Source organism: Paenibacillus sp. NPDC057967 (genome assembly GCF_042887015.1).
GTDB lineage: Bacteria > Bacillota > Bacilli > Paenibacillales > Paenibacillaceae > Pristimantibacillus.
Genome location: NZ_JBHVQB010000002.1, coordinates 123405 through 142297, shown reverse-complemented (window position 1 = coordinate 142297; position 18893 = coordinate 123405). Strand labels below are relative to the sequence as shown.

The window sequence follows — 18893 nt, the reverse complement described above, 5'->3', positions numbered from 1 at the left end:
ATGAGATTAACAAATGAAAAAGACGGTGTCAACAGCATAATTTCGCGGTTTTTTATTTAAACTGTCATATACTTCGTTAGATCATACACCAAATAAAAGATTGGTAACGATACCATTCTTGTGTTGAATAAAACCCGTACTTGGGTTAAAATTTAGCTATAAACAAAGCATCGGCCAAAGGATGTGCCCCGTTGAAAACGAAAATGACCATTCAGGAAATCGCCCAAAAAAGCGGCGTTTCCGTGTCCACTGTTTCGCGCGTGCTTAACAATAGTCCATCCGTATCTCCCAAGAAGAGGGAGAAGATTCAGCAAATTATCGACGAATACAACTATACGCCAAGCGTGTTCGCCAGAGGCATGGTCAATCACACATCGAAGAACATTGGCATTATTTTGCCGGACATCACGAACCCTTACTTCGCTTCCTTGTTCCTGGAGATACAGAATTTCGCGCTGAAAAATCAATATGCCACCCTGCTGTTCAACACGATGTTCGTCCGCCATCAGCTGCAGAATGAGCTTCATCTGACCGAAGAGGATTATTTCAAAATGATTCTGGAGAAGCAAGTGGACGGCGTTCTGATCCTGGGAGGCAGCATAGATAAGGAAGATGTATCCGATACGTTCATCCATGCGCTCAATCAATTGCAGCGCCGGGTGCCTGTCGTCATTGTCGGCTCCAAGATCGACGACTGCGACTGTCTCTTTATCGAGCGGAATTTGAGGCAAGGCGTTACGTCGATCGTCCACCACTTTATCGCGCTCGGTCATGAGCGCATCGGCTTCATCGGAGGCGAGCCCGGCATCCGCATCACGTCCGCGCGGATCGATGCCTTCAAGCACAGCCTGCAAGTGCTGAACAAACCGGTAGACGAGCGTCATATCGTCACATCCGACTACTACGCGCAAGACGGCTATTCTGCTATGACTCAATTGCTGGACGCTTCAGCCGACTGTTTGCCGACTGCGGTGATTGCAATTAACGATATGGTGGCGATTGGCGCCATTCGCGCCATGAAGGATCGCGGCCTGGATTGTCCCGGCGATATTGCGATCGCAAGCTGCGACCAATTCCTCCAGAGTGACTTCAGCATCCCTAGACTGACGTCGCTGGATCAGCACAATGAATATTTGGGCCGCATGGCCGTTATGCAGCTCATTAGCGCCATTAACGGCTCTGAGGAAATGCTCAGCATCAACCATTCCCCAGAGCTGATTATCCGTGAATCATGTGGAGCTGCTGGCGACGCGAGCGCTCGCGCGTAAATGAAGCCGCTATAAGCCGAGTTTCTCGGCTTGCAGCTCTATCGCGCGGCTTCGCGGACGCTCTAAGCCGAGTTTCTCGGCTTGCAGCTCCTTCGTGCGGCTTCGCGGGCATTCTAAGCCGCGTTTCTCGGCTTGCAGCTCCTTCGCGCGGCTTCGCGGACGCTCTAAGGCCGCGTTTCTCGGCTTGCAGCTTCTTCGCGCGGCTTCGCGGACGCTCTAAGCCGCGTTTCTCGGCTTGCAGCTCCTTCGTGCTCGCGGGCGCTCTAAGCCGAGTTTCTCGGCTTGCAGCTCCTTCGCGCGGCTTAGAGCCTCATGGGCTCATTGGCATGAAGCCAAGGACCCATGCGCACGAAACACCCCCAGCTCATCTGCCGCACAAATAGCCGATAAAGCCACTCGCGGCTTTATCGGCTATTATGATCTAATCTTTTATTCCCATGCATGTGACCTTGAGCGAGGCACTTAAGTAGCTATGGAGCTAGAAATTTGCTTACTTCAGACAACCTATCGTTTCATTCGGAGCGACTTTAGTAAGCCGTATGACCCGAATCGCTTATACAATACGCAGAGCTTTACTTTATAAACTCCTCAGTACTTTACCGTATAAGCTCCTCAGCACTTTACATAATAAACTACTCCGCGTTTTTCTTTAAAAACTCCTCCGTGCTTCATTAGTTAGGCTACAGACCTTCCCGCTACCTCGACTTCCTAGACATAACTGCAATGGACAGCAAATAGAACAGAACCGTCGTACCCACCAGCACCGCGATACTAAGAGCTGTCGATGAGAATGTATCCCCGTATTGATAGACCACGCCCATATCCAGCTTGAATTGCTGCACCGCCTCCGCACTCGCTCCTGCGAACGACGCTTCCATCGGCCGCTCCACCATGACGCTGCGAATTAAGGCACCTGCGTGCGAGACAGGGAATATCTTAATCATCCACTGCACAGGCTCCGGCAACGACCCGATCGGGATATAGATCCCCGTCAGGAAGCCGATGAGCGTACCGATAATCGTACCTGTCGTCGAGAAAGAATTGCGGCTGTTCAACAGCGATGTAATGAAAAATACGATGGAGCTGCTTGCGAGCACCGATAGCAGAATAAGACCAACCACCTTAAACCAGGCAACAAAAGGCAGCCATTCTCCGCCTTGCGCCACTATATAAATTTCTGCCAGCACAAGCGTAACAAGACTAAGCACAACTCCGATCGTAAAGGCGCTTAGCAGATAGCCTCCAACTAGATCATAACGTTTGATTGGCGCGGCCTTGAAGTCCTTCAATATGTTCTGCGTGCGATCCTCGACCATAATGCCAAGCGCGCCAAGCGTAGCGGTGACGGATGTGACCGCCAGAATGCCCGCCATCACCCAGCTGTCCAGCAGAAATCCGATGCCTGGCGAATCCGGTACGCCTGACTTCAGCGTATCTCCAAGAAACAAAATATAAAGGCCGAGAATAATAAATACGGACATAAAGGACATAACCACGTTTCTGCGGTCGCGAAAAAAAAGCTTGATATTACGACTGGCAATGACATTCATTACGCTCTCATCCCCGTTCCTGTCAAGTTAAGAAACACATCATCCATTGAACCGCTTATAATCTCAATGCCGGCAATATTTCCCTTGCATTCCTCAATAAGCGGCAGCGCATCTACTGTACGCTTCAGCGGGATATGATAGACGCCCCCTTGCACCGCATGCGGCAACGATCTTTCATTCAAATATTGGGTCAGCTCGGCCGGGCTGCTCGGTATCAGCTTCAGCACATCGGTGGCGTAGCGATCCTTCAGTTCGCTTGGCGTTCCTTTGGCAAGCAGCTTGCCATGATCCATCAGCGTAATGTAATCAGCTTGAGCGGCCTCTTCCATGTAATGTGTCGTCAGAAAGATCGTCATCCCCTGCTCCTTCTGCAGCTGGCGAATAGTCGTCCATACATGCTTGCGCGTCTGCGGGTCCAGACCGGTAGTTGGCTCGTCAAGAAACAGGACGGAAGGCGCATGAATAAGCGCCCGTGCAATATCGGCCCGCCTGCGCTGGCCACCGGACAGCTTGCCGTAAGGCCGATCCAGGAATCCGCCGACATCGGCCACATCGACTGCCCTCGCTACCGATGCCCTCAGCTCCTTGCGCGGGAGCCTGTAGAAGCTTCCCCGAACGAAAAGGTTCTCCTTCACCGTTAAGAACGGATCGAGCAAGCTGTCCTGGAACACGATACCGATGGATGAGCGGATGCCGTCATCCTCCTTGCCCAGCCTGTAGCCACCCACGCTTACTTCCCCGCCGTCTGGTTCCAGCTGCGTCGTCAGCATATCGATTGTCGTCGACTTTCCGGCTCCATTGGGCCCCAGGAATGCGAACATGCTGCCTTGCTCCACATAAAAGTCGATGCCCTTCACAGCTTGCAGCTCGCCGAACGATTTCCGTAATTGACTCACTTCAATTATTTTATTCATGCTTCTCTCCCCTTACCTGCTCCGTATTCAGCTTACGCTGCGACAGCTGCTTGTTAATCGCTCTGGCATCAGCTTGATCCCTAATCATCAGCAAGGCGCTAACGGCAAAATACGTAAACAGAATCATGCCCAGTATCGGACCTACGTATCTCCATTCAAACGAAAACATTTCAAAGGAATACCCAATGGTGAACACAACCGCCACAATGCCTGCTATTCGGATCAAGGAAGTCAGAGCATAACTTCTGATGGGCAGCAGATCGATAATCGCAATGAGGATCGACAAGCTAACAGTCATCAGGAAGTAGATAAAGACGTCATCGACCGACATCGGTGTGAACAGCCCCGCTTTTACCAAAATCGAATAAATAATCGTAATGATCGTAAAGGCATAACAGTTGATCGTAAAATAACTCTTAAATGTAGACATGTCATCCCTCCTCAAAACTGCATTTTGTCTTTGATCGCCTGCACATAATGGCGGTTAATGATCAACTTCTCTTTATTCACAAGCTGCGCCTCGAACTTGCCGTTCAACAGCGCCCGCACATTAGCCAACATCGCAATATTCAGGATGCAGGACTTGCTTATGCGTACAAAATGGCTGTTCGCCAAATGCTCTTCCAGTTCGTACAGCTTGTAATGGCATTCGTATACATCCTTTTCGCGGTATAGGAATGTCTTGTTATCCGTGGATTCAAAGTAATAGACATCCTCCAGCCGTATCAGATGGCTGCGTCCATCCTTCTTGCCTGTAATGGAGAATGAATACAATCTGATCTGAGCAATAAGACGCTCCAAATTTTCGTCTATGATGCCGCACTTAATCGTAATTTCGACGTCCTGATGCTCCAATGACTGGTCTATAATAAGCTTCAAACTTACAGCTCCTCCCCGGCTTGCCGATTCCGCTTTTCTGTAACTCAGAATACCATCTTTGGCCCGCACTTCAAGGCCTTGCACGGTCAGTTGCATATAGGATGGGGTGAAATGCACACAAACAACAATAACCCGGCGCCAGCAGGCACCGGGTCTTGCAAGCATACCGGGTTAATTCGTTCGCATAATTCGCAGCTTTCAGCGCACGACAGAGCGGCATGGTCATCATCATATAATCGCAGCAGATTAGATGCTTGTTCGAAAAGCCTGATGACCATCCTGCGGCGTCCGTATGGTTAGTCCGCGATTCTCCGTTCATACAGATTCGCGCTCCAGCCTTCTCCATCGAAGCGTCCTTGCAGATCAAAGCCTTGGCTTTGATAATACCGGTTCAGACCAGGATTGTCCGCCATACAGTCGAGACGAAGCCAGCGCTTGCCTTTGCTGCGGATGTATCCCTCCGCCCATTCCAGCAGCTCTTGACCGACTCCTTCTCCCTTATACCGCCGAGAGACAGCCAGCCGATGAACATAACCTGCGTCATCATGATACCGCTCTCCCCAGATTTCTTCGTATGACCAGTGAACTGAGAAACAGCCGACCAGTTCCTCACCGCGCTCCGTTACGAACACCTCTTGCTCTCCGATGAATGTGTCGACCGTCTCTTGGGTGAAATCCTCCTCGCGCCATTGCCGCAAGCCGTGCGCCGAATGAATCCATCTGGCCGCTCCCTCCAACAAGCCCCGCAGCTTCACCGCATCCTCCGCGGTCGCTCTGCGGATGGCTCGCGAAGATGGCGCATTCAGAACAGGAGCTTCGCGATTCCATAGGTATTCGAGCTTCGCTGCCGTATCGAGCGCCCGCTCTTCTCCCGCTAACCGCGCCACCGCATGCAACGCCGCATCGATGCCCGCCGTCACGCCTGCAGAGAGGATGATGTTGCCGTTGTCCACGTAACGCACTCCCTCCACGATGCGGGTGCTGGCAGGCACCGATTCACGGAGCAGATTCATGGCGCGGCTGTTGGTTGTTGCCGACAGGCCGTCCAGTAAGCCCGCTTTAGCCAGCAGCAACGCGCCGGTGCAGACAGATATCGTGAGCTCAGCCTGCTTCGATAAGCTCCGAATCCAATCCGTCATCGCCCCGTTATGCATCTCCGTGCGCGCTCCCCAGCCCCCCGGCACGATCAGGATATCCGGTCTCGGACAATCCTCTGCGCTGTAGCTCGGAACAAGCGTAATCCCGCTAATCGAGCGGCATTCCCTCTTCTCCAGAGCCGCCGTATAGACATAGAAATCTTGTCCCCAATTGCTCGCTACTGCAAACACATCAAAAGGCCCGGCCAGATCAAGCGTATCCACTCCCTCATACATCAACACCGCTACTTGTTTAGCTTTTCCCATCATTATCGCTCCTTTGAACATAAAAAAGCATTCGATCGATGATCAAATGCTTTGCCCAGGCGAACGGCTTGTATGACAGATGTGCTCCCCCGTAGTGATCTACGTTCTCGCCAGTTACACATCCAAATATTTACTGACTATTATAAATTTTCTGACGAAAAAGTCAATCGTTTATTTCCTTCTTCTCATTCCCAACAGTACAACAATTAGAATAATGACTATGGCCGCAATCAAGCCGACCATCAGCCCGGCTGAAGTACTCCTCCCCGAATCTGATAACTGCCCCATTTCCGAATCGCTTGCGATCGGACGGCTCTCTGCGTCATCATCCGTCGTGTCCGTTGCTGCAGGGGCATGGGATGCATCTGCAGTCGGCAGCTCGCTTGCTGGTTGGAGTTGACGCTCCTTATCTTTCAAGTAATCCAGCTCTGCGTCTGCCAACGATAACTTTACGGTAGGCGAGCAAAGCTGATTCTCCCACTGACTGTCGATATTTTTAAAATAGTACAGATACTCCTCGCCTTCCTTGCTCACGCGACTGTCCGTCTCCCAATATCGATCTTCCAGAATCGTTAGGCGGTCAACCTCGATCCCTTTGAAGCTTTGCTTAACCTCCAATTGAATGGTGTGTTCCTCCTGACCCGCTTTTACATTCAACACTTTCGCCACAATAACTCCATCATATGTCTCATACCGCTGTTCGATTGGACCAGGCTTCACGCAAGAAAGCGCCATCGCTTGACCAGGCAGCAGGAGCCAATACGCTAACACAACCATCGTCAGCCAAACCGGTTTTCTCATCTTATCCCCCCTATGCAACGATAGACGAAGATAGCTGCCGGATTTGTTTCAAATCCGACAAATGATAAGCTGCTAAAGATTTGTTCGCCAGCGCAGCAACGCGCGAGGAAGCTGCAAGCCGAGAAATTAGGCTTAGAGAGTCAATCCCTGCCGCTATGCGACTCCTAAATATGACAAAAAAGCATTTGGGTAAAACCCAAATGCTTTTTGTTATGGATATTTCGAGCAGCCACGTATCGAGGCAAGCTATTTTTTTGATTTGGAGGAGAATGACGACCACGGCGAAGGCAGAATCGATATAATCTTGCCCGAATCCTGGTGTACTTCTTGACGCAGCTGCGGCTTCGCATAACGGTCAGCTGTAGTCGGCCTCTTCGACTGCTGCTGCGTTCTAGCCGGCTTGCCCGCTTGCCGCTGGGTTTGACCCTCGCGAGGACGGTCTTCCTTTGCAGGACGAGGCTGGCTCGGCTTCGCAGGGGCTTGCCCTTGCGGCTTCGCTTGTTCCTTCTTCTCCTGTGGCTTAGGACCGTTCGAGCGGCTCGGCTTGTTCTCCGGCTGCCGGACTTCCCCGGTTTGCAGCTTATTCTGCGGCTTCGATTGACCGGCCGCACTGGCACCCGATGCCGCCTTTTGTGACTTAGGCTGCGACTTCGCCTGTTCGGCCCCACTCGCAACTGCGGATGCTGCCGCTCCTTGCGGCTTGCTCTTCTTCCGGCGAGGTTTCTTGCCGCTTCCTGCAGCGCCTTCGGAGGACTTTGCTTCAGAGGAAGCCGACTTCGAAGGAGCCTGCTCTGCCGCAGCAGGGGCGGCTCCTTTCATCGGATAGGGATGATCCTGAACAACCGGAATCTTCTTCTTGATCAGCTTCTCAATATCCTTCAGATACGGAAGCTCATCCGTCTCACAGAAGGAGATTGCCGTTCCGTCATGGCCTGCGCGTCCTGTCCGACCAATTCGATGCACGTAGGTCTCCGGAATGTTCGGCAGATTGAAGTTGATGACATGCGACAGCTCCTCCACATCAATTCCTCTTGCTGCGATATCCGTCGCTACGAGCACGCGAGTCGCGCCGCTCTTGAAGTTATTCAGCGCGTTCTGGCGCGCATTCTGCGACTTGTCGCCATGAATAGCCTGCGCCGTAATCCGCTGCTTGTTCAGTCCGCGGGCGACGCGGTCCGCGCCATGCTTCGTGCGCGTGAACACCAGCGCGGATACGATCGACTGATCCGTGAGCAGCTCGTTCAGCAGCGACTGCTTGTTCTCCTTGTCCACCAGATATAGCGATTGATGAATGCGATCTACCGTTGACGATACAGGCGTTACTTCCACCTTAATCGGGTCCGTGAGCAGACTGTCTGCAAGATGCGCGATTTCCGGCGGCATCGTTGCCGAGAAGAACAGTGTCTGACGCTTAGCTGGCAGCTTGGCAATGATTTTTTTGACATCGTTGATGAACCCCATGTCCAGCATGCGATCCGCTTCGTCCAGGACTAACATCTCTACCGCGCCCAGATGGATCACCTTTTGGTTCAGCAGGTCCATCAGACGGCCCGGCGTAGCAATCAGAATATCGGTGCCTTGGGCCAGCGCGCGTTCTTGTCCGCTCTGGGAGACGCCGCCTACGATCGCCAGGCAGCTCACCTGCGTGAACTGGCTGTACGCTTGAATATTGTCCGAGATTTGCAGCGCCAGCTCTCTCGTTGGCGACAGAATCAATCCCCGGATCGGGCGTTCTCTCCTTACCCGCTCCATGCTGCCGCTCAGCAGCTGAATCATCGGCAGTGAAAATGCTGCTGTCTTGCCCGTTCCCGTCTGCGCGCAGCCTAGCAGGTCCCGGCCTGCCAGTACGGACGGAATCGAGCGTTCCTGAATCGGTGTAGGCGCTGTATAGTTTTCTTTGCTCAAGGCTTGCAGAATGGGCTGAATAAGCTTTAATTCTTGAAAATTCATTAGTGTCGTTCTCCTATTTGAACACGCGTATGTGTTGTAATCGTATATAGCGTCTAAGGATACCACAAATAAGTGTAAAATAGTAGAAACATTCGAATATGTTCCGTAATTTGCACCTATTCCCCCAACTCCGGCGCCCTTATTCCTGCAGTTCCTCCCTCAGTCTCCCGAACCAATCCCTTGCATAGCGATGCGCTCCCAGGCCATAATTCAGCGTCAACAGCTGATATCGGAAGATACCCCGGTACGGCTCCGGCACTTCTACCCCCTCTAATTCCCATTCCATCCGCTTAAGACCATCCCATGTCCGCTCCAGCTTAACCAAAATCTCATCAATGATGCTTTGCTTGTCCGTCCTATCTTCTACATGCCCCAGAAAAAACAGCTTCGACAACGCCGTTACTTCCAGCTTATGATCCGGCGTCTCGCTCTTCATCCAGCGAAGAAACTCCTCTCTGCCTGCCGGGAGCACGCGATACACCTTCTTAAGACGCCCGTTCTCCACAAGCTCCGCGCAAGCGACCCGCTCCTTGTCCAGCAGCTTCTTCAGCGCCGTCTGCAAACTGCCGTAGCTCGCGCTGTAGAACAAGGAGATTCCCCGCTTAAAGCTTTGATGCAGCTCATACAAGGTCTGGTTCTGAATCATCAACAGTCCCAAGATGACATGCTCCAACTCCTCACCGCCGATCCGTCCCGATTGCCGCAGTAATCAAATACCGCTATTAGCAATATATCTATTAGGGATAAGAAAAAGAACGACAGGAGGTTGCAGCATGACCGCAAAAACAGGATTAACCTCATTAAACAACCCCAAGCTTACAGGGCGGTTGGATCACATTTTCCAAAAGTATGAGCAAAAAGGATTTGGCGTGCCTAAAGGGCATAAAGCTGAGGTGCAGGGCCGGATCTGCTCTCCCTTGCTTGGCATCGACTACCGCTTTCCAGGCGAATCCAAACCATATCATATCGCCAGCATCGGCAAGCTTTTTACGATGACGATTATAGGCATGTTGGCTGACCAGGGGCATATCGGATTAAACAATCGCATCGCCTCTTACTTCAAACAAGGGGAGCTGGATCGATTGTTCCTTTACCAAGGACGCGACTATGCCTCAGACGTGACGGTCAGCCACCTGCTTAACCATACATCGGGGATTGGCGATTATTTTGATGGTCCTGTCACCAGCGGACGGCTGTTCGCCGACAGTATCTTGTCCGATACGGAGCGGCTATGGCAACCATCCGATCTCATTGCCTTTACAAGAGAGCGACAAAAGGCAGTAGGCCCGCCCGGCAAGCAGTTCCTGTATTCGGATACCGGCTATATTCTGCTAGGGCAGCTTATCGAGAAAGTGTCCGGCCGTTCTTTTGGCAGCCTTCTTCGTACACAAATCTTTGAGCCGATGGAGCTGAGAGACACCTATCTGATGTTTCATACTGAGCCCATGAATGTCCCTGCTCCCCCCATCTCTCCGCTCTGGTTCAAAAGACAGGACATAAGCGGCTTCAACAGCCTGAGCTGCGACTGGTCAGGGGGAGGAATCGTCTCGACGACAGACGATCTGCTCACTTTCAGCAAAGCACTCCATGGAGGGAAACTGATCGCCCCCTCCACGCTGCAGCAATTAGCGGCGTTCCCCTATCAATTCCGTCCCGGCATCTATTATGGGCTCGGGATGATGGAGATCCGTTTCGAAAGGTTATTTTTTCTGCTGCGGGGATACCCCCGGCTAAGAGGACATCTCGGCATTACTGCCGCCCATCTTCACTATGATCCTGCAAGCGATACCCATATCGCGCTCAACTTCGGCTCCGACGCGGCCATGCGCCCGAGCTTCAATGCGCTTATCGCCATTATGAACGAACTGAAGAAAACGCAAGACCATTAGCCCTCAAACAACAGGCACGCAATCCGGGATTGCGTGCCTGTTGTTTCTGCATAATGGATATATCCCCGGCATGGCGCCTACGGCTTATTCCTCTTCTTTCTTCCCCGGCTTGCGCTCAGGCTGCTTAATAAGCGAGTAAGCGATGTGCCCGATCAATCCAAGGAACAGTCCCGTTCCTACGATAACGTAGAGCATCATGAACAACTTACCTAGAACCGTCTGAGGCTCAAATGTAGGGTGGCCTACTGTGCTGAGCGTCAGGACGCAGACATACAGCGCGTCGATGATGGACAAGCCTTCGTTCCTGACAAAAAACACCGTACCCGACAAAAGCATGACGACGACCAATATAAACAAAGCTTGAAAGTTTTTCAGCTTGAATGACCGCCAGAGACCGCTAAGCAGGCGCTTCACGGTTAAGAGGAATGATACCATAGCATGAACTCCTTCTCTCGAACATTGAACAATCAGACCTATAGAATAAATCATAGATCGCAGCTTCGTCCAATGCCTGTCCAACCCTTCTATTGTAAAAACGAATCTTCACCCTCTATTAAAGAAAGCTTTCTCTCCAAAAAAGAACCGCTCCCTCCACGCCCGGGCGTCCGTGTCCAAACCAGGATTCGCCCGCCGGAATAAGCTGTAGGATATCGAAAGGGGCGAGAGTATGAACGCATGGAGAGACGAATATGAGCAGCTTCTATTCCTTCAGGACCGATCGATCGGGTTCAAAGCCATCGTCGCCATTCATAATACGAGGCTCGGCCCAGCGCTTGGCGGGTGCCGGATTCGGCAATACGCGAGCGATAAGGAAGCCGTCGAAGACGCGCTCAGACTGGCCCGGAGCATGACCTATAAATCCGCACTGGCCGGAGTTCCTTATGGAGGCGGCAAGGCTGTTATTCTGGATTCCCCTGAAGCAGGACCTCGCGAGGCTCTGTTTCGTACATTAGGAAAGCATATCCAGAAGCTGCAGGGGCAATACATTACCGGCATGGACCTGGGCTCAACCGTCGCAGACATGGATACGGTGCTTGAAGAGACGGCCTTCGTCACGGACGTCAGCGGCTCACTGGGGGCAGTCGGGGATCTGACCGCCAAGATGACTGCCTACGGGGTATGTCTCGGCATCCAGGCATCGCTGAAGCGCCTCTTCGGCTCCGAATCGCTGCTGCACCGAAGTGTCGCCGTGCAGGGACTAGGCAAGGTAGGCTATCACCTCTGCCGTTACTTAAAGGATGCTGGAGCCAGACTCACGGTAGCGGACATTGATGCCGGACGAGTCCGAATGGCCGCAAAGGAATTCGGAGCGTCCGTCGCCCGACCGGAACATATTGTCTCGGCACCGTGTGATGTTCTCGCTCCTTGTGCACTCGGAGGCGTGCTCGACGATGGGGCAATCGGCAGACTGAATTGCCGAATCGTCGCAGGAGCAGCCAACAACCAGCTGGCGGAGGAACGGCATGGCAGCAAGCTCCAGAAGCGCGGCATTCTGTATGCCCCTGACTATGTCATTAATGCGGGCGGCATTATCGTAACCGCTTCGGAACTGAGCGGTGGAGACGCTGCGGAGGCGAAGCGCAACGTAGAGTCCATCTACCGTACGCTATTCAGCATATACGACCTTGCCGAAGCCCAGGGCATACCTACATCGCTCGCGGCGGACCGCTTGGCGGAAAGCCTGTTCCGCTACTAACCACCCTGCCGCACCGACCTGCCATCACAAATCAGAAGCCTCCAAGCCCGCTTGAACTTGCGGTATCGGAGGCTTCTTGAGTTCAATAGACTTGGACTAGCGTGCGGCTGCTCGCTAGCTTCTTCAAGCCTTCGCCGCTTTCACAGCCAGCGCCAGAGCGCCGCTAATCCCCGCCTTGTCGCCAAGACCGGGTTTTACAATGTAGCTATCAATGTCTTGCTCCAGAGCAGGATGATGGACATATCCCTTCAAGAGCCCCTTTACTTGCTCTCGAATGAGAGGGAACAGATGCGACTGATGCATGACGCCCCCTCCCAGGATCAGCCTCTCCGGCGACAAAATCAATATATAGTTCACGAGCGCCTGAGCCATATAATAGCTTTGCATGCGCCATGCGGCATGATCTTCGCCAAGCTCGGACGCCTTCACACCCCAACGCGCCTCTACAGCTGGTCCTGCGGCAAGCCCTTCCAGGCAATCCCCATGGAACGGGCATTTCCCCTCGTATCGGTCTTCCGGATGGCGGCGTACGATAATATGCCCCATCTCCGGATGCGTGAGGCCATGGAGGAGCTTACCCTCCGCTACGGCTCCTGCGCCTATACCCGTGCCAATCGTCATGTAGAGGCAGCTCTGCAGCCCTTGTGCCGCTCCCCATAATAGCTCGCCCAGCGCTGCCGCATTGACGTCCGTATCAAAGCCAACCGGCACGTTCAGCTCCCGCTTCACATAGCCAACAATGTCAAAGCCGCTCCAATGCGGCTTCGGCGTGCTCGTAACGGAACCGTATGCGGGACTGTCAACGTTCACATCGACGGGCCCGAACGTCCCGATTCCGATCGCTTCAATCCTTTTGTCTGCAAAGTAAGCCATCGCCTTGCCCATCGTTTCCTCCGGCGTGGTCGTCGGGATCGTCACCGTTTCTCGTATCGTTCCGTCCTCCATGCCGATGCCGCATACAAATTTGGTTCCTCCGCCTTCTATCGCTCCATATACCTTCATGCCTGCATTCCCCGCATTCCTTAAGCCAGTTTTCCTATTAACGTATCAGCTAGTTTGGCAGATTTCAAGTTTGCGGCGAATAAGCGCAAGAAACCCGATGTCTCGCAAGACAACGGGTTCCCCTTGGCCCTAGTTGCAGGCTGATATTCTTATTCTATTACCATGTAATCCAGCCGCCGGTATGCTGATGCTTGCGAAGCAGATCGTACTTCTCGGCGCGCATTAATCGCTTCATGATCGTGCGGTAATTCCGGTAATCCGCCTTTCGGGCAGGCTTCAATTCTTTGTCCCGGTGAATCGCCTTAATGCCTTTCCGATGCTCTCTCAGCTTCTCGGCTCTCGGCTCCTTCAGCCGCGTGGATTGTGTGCCCGTACGCTTTCTCAGTAAAAATGCAGTCAGACCTGTTTGCTCAACATTCAATCTTCATCCCCGTCGTGCCGGGTTAGATTATGGCAGGGCCATGGATATCGGCACAACTAATAGAAGAAGACTTTGGGATTGAACAAATAATCACCTCTACCTGAATGACTTGCCACTATTATACGACTCCTTATCTGGAAAAATCCAGCTGGAAAAGCTATATTTTCTTCCCTTTATCGTTTATAGTAAAAGTGCTTTTAATCTTGAAGCCAGGGTGCGAAATTCATGAAAAAGCTGCGTTTTTGGGTCACTTATGCTCTATTGTTTCTCGCCATAGGCGGAATAGGAGTGCTTGTCTATCAGTTTACTGAAAATTATGCTCCCGCATACGCCTACCAATTGGACGAATCCATTATCCTGCAAGACCTGAGCAACCTCAGCCAAGTGACCATCGATTATTCCGAAAAGCCAACTGTGCTTCTGTTCTTCACGTCCTGGTGTCCTTACTGCAACGAGGACGCTCCGAAGATTGTTGAGCTGCACGATAAATACAAGGAATTCATTAACGTGTACGGTATAAATGTCATTCAGCGGGACGAACTCTCTGAAGTCATCGACTACGTTGAGGAGCATAGCATCGATTATCCTGTTCTGCTGGATCAATCGAATCAGCTTTATACAAATTACGGCAGCCACGGCTTCCCCTCGATGTTTTTCATTACGCCGAATGGCGAAACCATCGATGCTATCGTCGGATCGGCGGACATCTCCTACATCGAGCAATCTTTCCTTAAGCTCATTAATTAACGGATGCACCAACAAATTAAAGAAGCCTCCCGTCTGCTTCACGCAGGCTCGGAGGCTTCTTCTCATAAGTGCTGCTATACGTATCGTTAAGATTGGCTCGCCAAAAACGCTTCAATCTCCGCTTTGTCCGGGATGGAGGATTGCGCGCCCGGCCGGGTGACGGCGATTGCGGCAGCAGCGGCGGCGAAGCGGAGCGCTTCCTCCGTCGCAAGGCCGTCCGCGCACGCCGCGGCATAAGCGCCGATGAACGTGTCGCCCGCAGCCGTCGTATCAACCGCCTTTACGCGGAACGCCGGAACAGCCGCGCGAGCCCCTGAGGCGCTGGCGTAGAAGCAGCCCTGCTCGCCCAGCGTCACAATGACGCTGGCAGCGCCTTTGGCTAATGCCCATTCTGCCGATGCTTCAGCGGTAGCAGCATCGCTCACCTTCACGCCAGTGATGACAGCCGCCTCCGTCTCGTTGACAATCAGCGTATCGAGTAGCGGAAACAGATCATCCGGCAGCTCTCTTGCCGGCGCAGGATTCAGGAAGACGCGTACGGCCTGCGCATTCGCGCTGCGAATCGCGGCAACTGTCGTCTCCCACGGAATCTCATTCTGCAGCAGTACCGCATAAGCGCCGTCCCTCTGCACAGAAGAAACGATATCCTCTTCTGTCACCTTCCCGTTCGCGCCAGCGGACAAAATGATATTATTCTCGCCTTCCTCATTTACGGTGATGAGTGCAATGCCCGACGTCCCATCCTTGCGCAGGACGGATTCTGCCAGCACGCCCTTCTCTGTGAGAGAAGCGACGAGCGTATCTCCGAACGGATCAAGCCCGACAGCACCGACCATGGCGCACGCCGCTCCCGCTCTGGCGGCAGCAACAGCCTGGTTGGCTCCTTTGCCGCCCGGTACAAACTTCGTGCCGCTGCTGTGAATGGTCTCTCCCGGCAGCGGGAATTGCTTCACGTTGCTAACGACATCCATATTTACGCTTCCGATAACTAGCAGCTTCTGCAACGTTGCAATGCTCCTTTCTCCTTAAGCCTATTGCTCTTTATTCCTATTATTCTACTTCTGTATATACCTTCACATCACGAATTTCACTTTCGACCGGACCCAGACTGCCGAATCCGAACATGCCTCTTCCGAAGTAGCTATCCCGGCATTCCAGCACATTAATCCCATTAATGTACAGGGTAAAATGCTCCTCGTCCGCCACCAGCTTCATCCGGTATTCCTCACCGTGGCTCCAATCATAGGCTGCGCTAATCAAGCGCTCCTGCCCGAAGTCCTCGCGGATGAAGGAGACCTTGCCCGCTCCGTCAAAACCGGCCAGATAGTGTCGCTTAATGCCCTGCGCCCGCGTAATAAGCATGTGGCTTTCCCCGGCAAGCGGCTTAACCGTCGCTTCCACAATAATCTTGCCGGCATAGTAGTTGCCGGAGTAAGCGGAGCAGTCCGTCTCACTGGCGCGATACAGCGCCCCATCCTTCAGCTCCCACTTGCCGCGGTGCTGGGCGAATGGCGTGACCGAGCCAAACTCCTTATATTGCTTCGCAAAATCTATGGCGTACTCTGCTGCTCCCGTCACATGGAACCGTCCCAGGAACAGGCTGCCGATCGCGCGGTTCAAGAGCGGAGAATCGCTCTCCAGCACCCAGCCGATCTCGTCAATCACGGCTCCATCGGTATCCGGTACAGTAAAGACAACATCCGTCCACGCTCCGCATGCAGGCGCGAACGAGGCAAGCTTTACTTCTTCCTTCGTATGCGTATTCCGCACGTAAGGCGTCAGCCTCAGCGGCTCTCCCTCCCATTGATCGAGGTAGAACGTCGCCGATACTTGCTGACCCGCAGCGATAAGCGGCGCAAAGGTCGGCTTGTACTTCTCGTCGTTGAACTCCTCGCGGCGGTGGAACGGCTTGAAGTACAGCTTGCTGCTGTCGCCCGTTACGAGGCGGTCGAACACCACCTCAAGCGAGCCGCGGCTATCCTTCGTATGCTGCGCCGAATGACGGACGACCGGCGTCTTGAAGCTGTTGCTTGTACGGAACCCGTGCGTCGAGCCCGGCAGATCGAAGTCGAAGCAGACCTCTCCCGGCTTCACTCGCTGGGCCAGCTGCTCCGGCGCTTCCACGCCGTTCACCCGATAGCCGAGCAGCGCCAGCTCCTTCGAAAACGTCGGGAAGTCGACCAGATTGAGGTAGCCCGAGACGCTGGAGGCAACGATAAAGTCATTGATCGGCTTGCGGTAATGCGCCGGAATGCCATCCAGCCCCGCCATTACGCCCAGTATAGTTCCTACATTGCCCGCATTGCAATCCGTGTCCCAGCCGCACATCGAAGCAATCTCCACCGTACGCGCGAAGTCCCCTTCGCCGTACAGCATCGCCAGCACGCAGACGCCCGCATTCGGGATGATATGGCAGACACCCGTATATTTGTCATAGCCCCAATGCTCATCCAGGTAGTACCAGCACGCCCGGAAGTCCGCCGGGTTGTCGCGATGGAACTCCATTACGGCATGCACCACTTTGGCATAGGTAGAGTCCGCCGGAATGACGCTCAGTCCGGCTTCGATGACGTCATCGATCGACTTGGTCTCGAAGGCCTTCGCAATACAGGCGGCCATGAACCGCGCGCCATAGAGACCATTGCCGGCATGGGATACGCTGGCGGCCTTTTCCGCATAGTCCGCTGCTTTCTGAACATTGCCCGGGAACAGGAGGCCCCAGGAATCGATAAAGATCTGGCCGCCGATCTGCTCCGCCATCTCCAGCCCGTTCACCTCAATAGAGCCGGAACGCGGGGCGGGAATGCCCCTTTGCAAATTCAGATAAGCGGTATGCTCGGTGCTGACGTTCTCACCGCCCCACCAGAACATGCCAATGCCCTCCCTGGCGTAATTCAGCCACGCCTTTCCGACATCATCAGGCTCCAGCTCGCGGTCGACAGCATCGTCGTATAACGCGCGAAGGAAGAAGACCGGCCCGTTCGCGTCGTCATCCGCGGAAAATGTCTTGTAATCCTTCACATAGTTGCGGATATCTCCATATACGTCGCGAATGCGGTCATGCGTCCATACGACAGGCTCGATCGGCGCTCCCAGCCGGATGCCGACATTCATGCCGAGAAAGCCGGCATAGATCGTTTCTACATAATTGTTCGGTATCATTTCTCTCACTCCCGTCCCTCTTGCGTTAGCCCCAACCTCTTTGTCACTGGTATCAGCTTCTAATCCAGTATGACTCTTCTGGCTTCATGCGCACGGAGATCGTCCTTGATGATATTCGCCGCCATGTCGCTGAATCGATCGGCAATGGCGAACAGGTCCAGCCGGTTCACCTTGTTCAGCTGCTCAATATCGGATACCTGGATGACTTCATGCCCATACATCGCTCCCAATATGACGCCTGCCATCACGCCTATGGAGTCCGTGTCGCGGCCGGAATTGACCCCGTCCAGAATGGAGCGGTAATAGTCGCCGTCATTGAGCACGATAAAAGCAAGCGCCATCGGCAGTTCCTCAATCGACCAGAGGCGGCTTGGCGTATAGTGATTGCTCGGCACGCCGACCTTGTCGATATGGCGGCTCACATCGTCGCCCATAGGCGAATACTTAAGCATAATCGCCTGGAATTCGGTGATCACCTTGTCCATATTGTCCCGCTCGGCGCGCAACGCTCTGGCCTTAACTGTCAGCTCCTTGATCGCAGCCTTCGTGCCGTCCTTTGCCAGGCTTACCGCCGTCTCTACGATATCGTCTACCGTCACGCCCGGCTCGAACGCCTTGGCTACGCAAGCGGCGAGTACGCCCGCCGCCTCCAGCCCATAGCTGTTCTGATGCCCCATGGCGAACAGAATCGCTTCATCATAAGCCGCCTTCGGATGACCTGCGTTCACGATCCCGATAGGGGCGATATACATCGCCGCCCCGCAGTTCACCATATTACCCATGCCGCCCTCTCTGGGATCGCAGTTTGCAAGCACGTGGCGCATAAAGATATATTTTTCCGGGTAAAACAGTCGGTCGATAATGTATGTCTCCTGATTCAGCTCCGGCACAAATGTCTTCCGGAAGGCGATCTCCTTCACGAATTCATTGCCCATGTCGTAGGCGTCCAGATGACGGCCTTCCGTCAGATACACATTCATCAGCGCAACCGTCATGAGTGTATCGTCGGTTACAATGCCGTCGCCTCTCACTCGCCCAAGCCGGACGTCTGCGGGCAGGTCCATCTTATGCCAGCGGGTCATAATCGACTCCACTCGGCCATACTGCGACTTGATCCCCTCATAGGTCAGCTTCTCGATCGGCGCTCCCATTGCGTCGCCCAGCGCGGTCGATGCGACCACGCCTCTCACTCGGTCACGAAACGAAGTCAT

18 protein-coding genes and 1 riboswitch are annotated in these 18893 nt (G+C 53.5%); of the genes, 4 read left to right on the top strand and 14 right to left on the bottom strand.

Annotated features, from left to right (window positions below; all coding sequences use genetic code 11):
* Nucleotides 1-203: 203 nt before the first annotated feature.
* Nucleotides 204-1268 carry a LacI family DNA-binding transcriptional regulator gene (locus ACFVSO_RS05095; protein WP_387471631.1) on the top strand — a complete coding sequence of 355 codons (1065 nt, stop codon included), beginning with the start codon at nucleotides 204-206 and terminating at the stop codon, nucleotides 1266-1268.
* Nucleotides 1269-1963: 695 nt separating this feature from the next.
* On the opposite strand, the gene ACFVSO_RS05090 is transcribed toward ACFVSO_RS05095, so the two are convergent.
* The 8 genes from ACFVSO_RS05090 to ACFVSO_RS05055 form a co-directional block, all read right to left on the bottom strand.
* Nucleotides 1964-2818, bottom strand: coding sequence for an ABC transporter permease (locus ACFVSO_RS05090; protein WP_387470787.1), 855 nt, complete (start codon nucleotides 2816-2818; stop codon nucleotides 1964-1966).
* Nucleotides 2818-3732: an ABC transporter ATP-binding protein gene (locus ACFVSO_RS05085; protein ID WP_387470785.1), complete on the bottom strand. Its 915-nt coding sequence runs from the start codon at nucleotides 3730-3732 to the stop codon at nucleotides 2818-2820. The genes ACFVSO_RS05090 and ACFVSO_RS05085 overlap by 1 nt, the downstream gene beginning before the upstream one ends.
* Complete coding sequence (locus ACFVSO_RS05080) at nucleotides 3725-4162, bottom strand: hypothetical protein (protein ID WP_387470783.1); 438 nt, start codon at nucleotides 4160-4162, stop codon at nucleotides 3725-3727. The genes ACFVSO_RS05085 and ACFVSO_RS05080 overlap by 8 nt, the downstream gene beginning before the upstream one ends.
* An 11-nt stretch (nucleotides 4163-4173) precedes the next feature.
* Entirely contained in the window at nucleotides 4174-4611 is a 438-nt protein-coding gene (locus ACFVSO_RS05075; RefSeq protein WP_387470781.1) for a LytTR family DNA-binding domain-containing protein, read from the bottom strand.
* A 296-nt stretch (nucleotides 4612-4907) separates the two neighbouring features.
* The gene (locus ACFVSO_RS05070) at nucleotides 4908-6017 is read right to left on the bottom strand and encodes a GNAT family N-acetyltransferase (RefSeq protein WP_387470779.1); all 1110 of its coding nucleotides are present in this window, start codon (nucleotides 6015-6017) and stop codon (nucleotides 4908-4910) included.
* A 43-nt stretch (nucleotides 6018-6060) separates the two neighbouring features.
* Nucleotides 6061-6142, bottom strand: a riboswitch (ZMP/ZTP riboswitch).
* A gap of 43 nt (nucleotides 6143-6185) precedes the next feature.
* Complete coding sequence (locus tag ACFVSO_RS05065; RefSeq protein ID WP_387470777.1) at nucleotides 6186-6815, bottom strand: hypothetical protein; 630 nt, start codon at nucleotides 6813-6815, stop codon at nucleotides 6186-6188.
* Nucleotides 6816-7061: 246 nt separating this feature from the next.
* Entirely contained in the window at nucleotides 7062-8765 is a 1704-nt protein-coding gene (locus ACFVSO_RS05060) for a DEAD/DEAH box helicase (RefSeq protein WP_387470775.1), read from the bottom strand.
* Between the two features lie 139 nt (nucleotides 8766-8904).
* Nucleotides 8905-9423, bottom strand: coding sequence for a PadR family transcriptional regulator (locus tag ACFVSO_RS05055; RefSeq protein WP_387470773.1), 519 nt, complete (start codon nucleotides 9421-9423; stop codon nucleotides 8905-8907).
* A gap of 115 nt (nucleotides 9424-9538) precedes the next feature.
* On the opposite strand from ACFVSO_RS05055, the gene ACFVSO_RS05050 reads away from it, so the two are divergent.
* Complete coding sequence (locus ACFVSO_RS05050) at nucleotides 9539-10654, top strand: serine hydrolase domain-containing protein (RefSeq protein ID WP_387470771.1); 1116 nt, start codon at nucleotides 9539-9541, stop codon at nucleotides 10652-10654.
* Between the two features lie 84 nt (nucleotides 10655-10738).
* Here ACFVSO_RS05050 and ACFVSO_RS05045 read toward each other — a convergent pair whose 3' ends face one another.
* Nucleotides 10739-11089 carry a potassium channel family protein gene (locus tag ACFVSO_RS05045; RefSeq protein WP_387470769.1) on the bottom strand — a complete coding sequence of 117 codons (351 nt, stop codon included), beginning with the start codon at nucleotides 11087-11089 and terminating at the stop codon, nucleotides 10739-10741.
* 232 nt (nucleotides 11090-11321) lie between these two features.
* Here ACFVSO_RS05045 and ACFVSO_RS05040 point away from each other — a divergent pair, with 232 nt between their 5' ends.
* Nucleotides 11322-12350 carry a Leu/Phe/Val dehydrogenase gene (locus ACFVSO_RS05040; protein ID WP_387470767.1) on the top strand — a complete coding sequence of 343 codons (1029 nt, stop codon included), beginning with the start codon at nucleotides 11322-11324 and terminating at the stop codon, nucleotides 12348-12350.
* 123 nt (nucleotides 12351-12473) lie between these two features.
* On the opposite strand, the gene ACFVSO_RS05035 is transcribed toward ACFVSO_RS05040, so the two are convergent.
* Both ACFVSO_RS05035 and ACFVSO_RS05030 read right to left on the bottom strand, forming a co-directional pair.
* Nucleotides 12474-13352 (bottom strand): ROK family protein, encoded by an 879-nt coding sequence (locus ACFVSO_RS05035; protein ID WP_387470765.1) that lies wholly within the window; start codon nucleotides 13350-13352, stop codon nucleotides 12474-12476.
* Between the two features lie 157 nt (nucleotides 13353-13509).
* On the bottom strand, nucleotides 13510-13773 hold the full coding sequence (locus ACFVSO_RS05030) for a hypothetical protein (RefSeq protein ID WP_387470763.1): 264 nt from the start codon (nucleotides 13771-13773) through the stop codon (nucleotides 13510-13512).
* Nucleotides 13774-13998: 225 nt separating this feature from the next.
* Between ACFVSO_RS05030 and ACFVSO_RS05025 the strand changes: the two genes are divergently transcribed.
* Nucleotides 13999-14520, top strand: coding sequence for a TlpA family protein disulfide reductase (locus ACFVSO_RS05025; RefSeq protein ID WP_387470761.1), 522 nt, complete (start codon nucleotides 13999-14001; stop codon nucleotides 14518-14520).
* 86 nt (nucleotides 14521-14606) lie between these two features.
* Here the strand turns inward: ACFVSO_RS05025 and rbsK are convergent, their stop codons facing one another.
* The 3 genes from rbsK to ACFVSO_RS05010 are packed head-to-tail and all read right to left on the bottom strand — an operon-like array spanning nucleotide 14607 to nucleotide 18893.
* On the bottom strand, nucleotides 14607-15524 hold the full coding sequence (gene rbsK / locus ACFVSO_RS05020) for a ribokinase (protein WP_387470759.1): 918 nt from the start codon (nucleotides 15522-15524) through the stop codon (nucleotides 14607-14609).
* Nucleotides 15525-15570: 46 nt separating this feature from the next.
* Nucleotides 15571-17682, bottom strand: coding sequence for an ADP-ribosylglycohydrolase family protein (locus ACFVSO_RS05015; RefSeq protein WP_387471629.1), 2112 nt, complete (start codon nucleotides 17680-17682; stop codon nucleotides 15571-15573).
* Nucleotides 17683-17741: 59 nt separating this feature from the next.
* Nucleotides 17742-18893, bottom strand: a complete 1152-nt coding sequence (locus ACFVSO_RS05010; protein ID WP_387470757.1) for an ADP-ribosylglycohydrolase family protein — start codon at nucleotides 18891-18893, stop codon at nucleotides 17742-17744.

Coding starts and splice junctions, on each gene's coding strand:
- ACFVSO_RS05065 (WP_387470777.1), bottom strand. CDS start 6,815: ATGAGAAAACCGGTTTGGCTGACGATGGTTGTGTTAGCGTATTGGCTC.
- ACFVSO_RS05090 (WP_387470787.1), bottom strand. CDS start 2,818: ATGAATGTCATTGCCAGTCGTAATATCAAGCTTTTTTTTCGCGACCGC.
- ACFVSO_RS05095 (WP_387471631.1), top strand. CDS start 204: ATGACCATTCAGGAAATCGCCCAAAAAAGCGGCGTTTCCGTGTCCACT.
- ACFVSO_RS05035 (WP_387470765.1), bottom strand. CDS start 13,352: ATGAAGGTATATGGAGCGATAGAAGGCGGAGGAACCAAATTTGTATGC.
- ACFVSO_RS05040 (WP_387470767.1), top strand. CDS start 11,322: ATGAACGCATGGAGAGACGAATATGAGCAGCTTCTATTCCTTCAGGAC.
- ACFVSO_RS05010 (WP_387470757.1), bottom strand. CDS start 18,893: ATGACTTCGTTTCGTGACCGAGTGAGAGGCGTGGTCGCATCGACCGCG.
- ACFVSO_RS05015 (WP_387471629.1), bottom strand. CDS start 17,682: ATGATACCGAACAATTATGTAGAAACGATCTATGCCGGCTTTCTCGGC.
- ACFVSO_RS05085 (WP_387470785.1), bottom strand. CDS start 3,732: ATGAATAAAATAATTGAAGTGAGTCAATTACGGAAATCGTTCGGCGAG.
- ACFVSO_RS05070 (WP_387470779.1), bottom strand. CDS start 6,017: ATGATGGGAAAAGCTAAACAAGTAGCGGTGTTGATGTATGAGGGAGTG.
- ACFVSO_RS05025 (WP_387470761.1), top strand. CDS start 13,999: ATGAAAAAGCTGCGTTTTTGGGTCACTTATGCTCTATTGTTTCTCGCC.
- ACFVSO_RS05050 (WP_387470771.1), top strand. CDS start 9,539: ATGACCGCAAAAACAGGATTAACCTCATTAAACAACCCCAAGCTTACA.
- ACFVSO_RS05080 (WP_387470783.1), bottom strand. CDS start 4,162: ATGTCTACATTTAAGAGTTATTTTACGATCAACTGTTATGCCTTTACG.
- ACFVSO_RS05060 (WP_387470775.1), bottom strand. CDS start 8,765: ATGAATTTTCAAGAATTAAAGCTTATTCAGCCCATTCTGCAAGCCTTG.
- ACFVSO_RS05045 (WP_387470769.1), bottom strand. CDS start 11,089: ATGGTATCATTCCTCTTAACCGTGAAGCGCCTGCTTAGCGGTCTCTGG.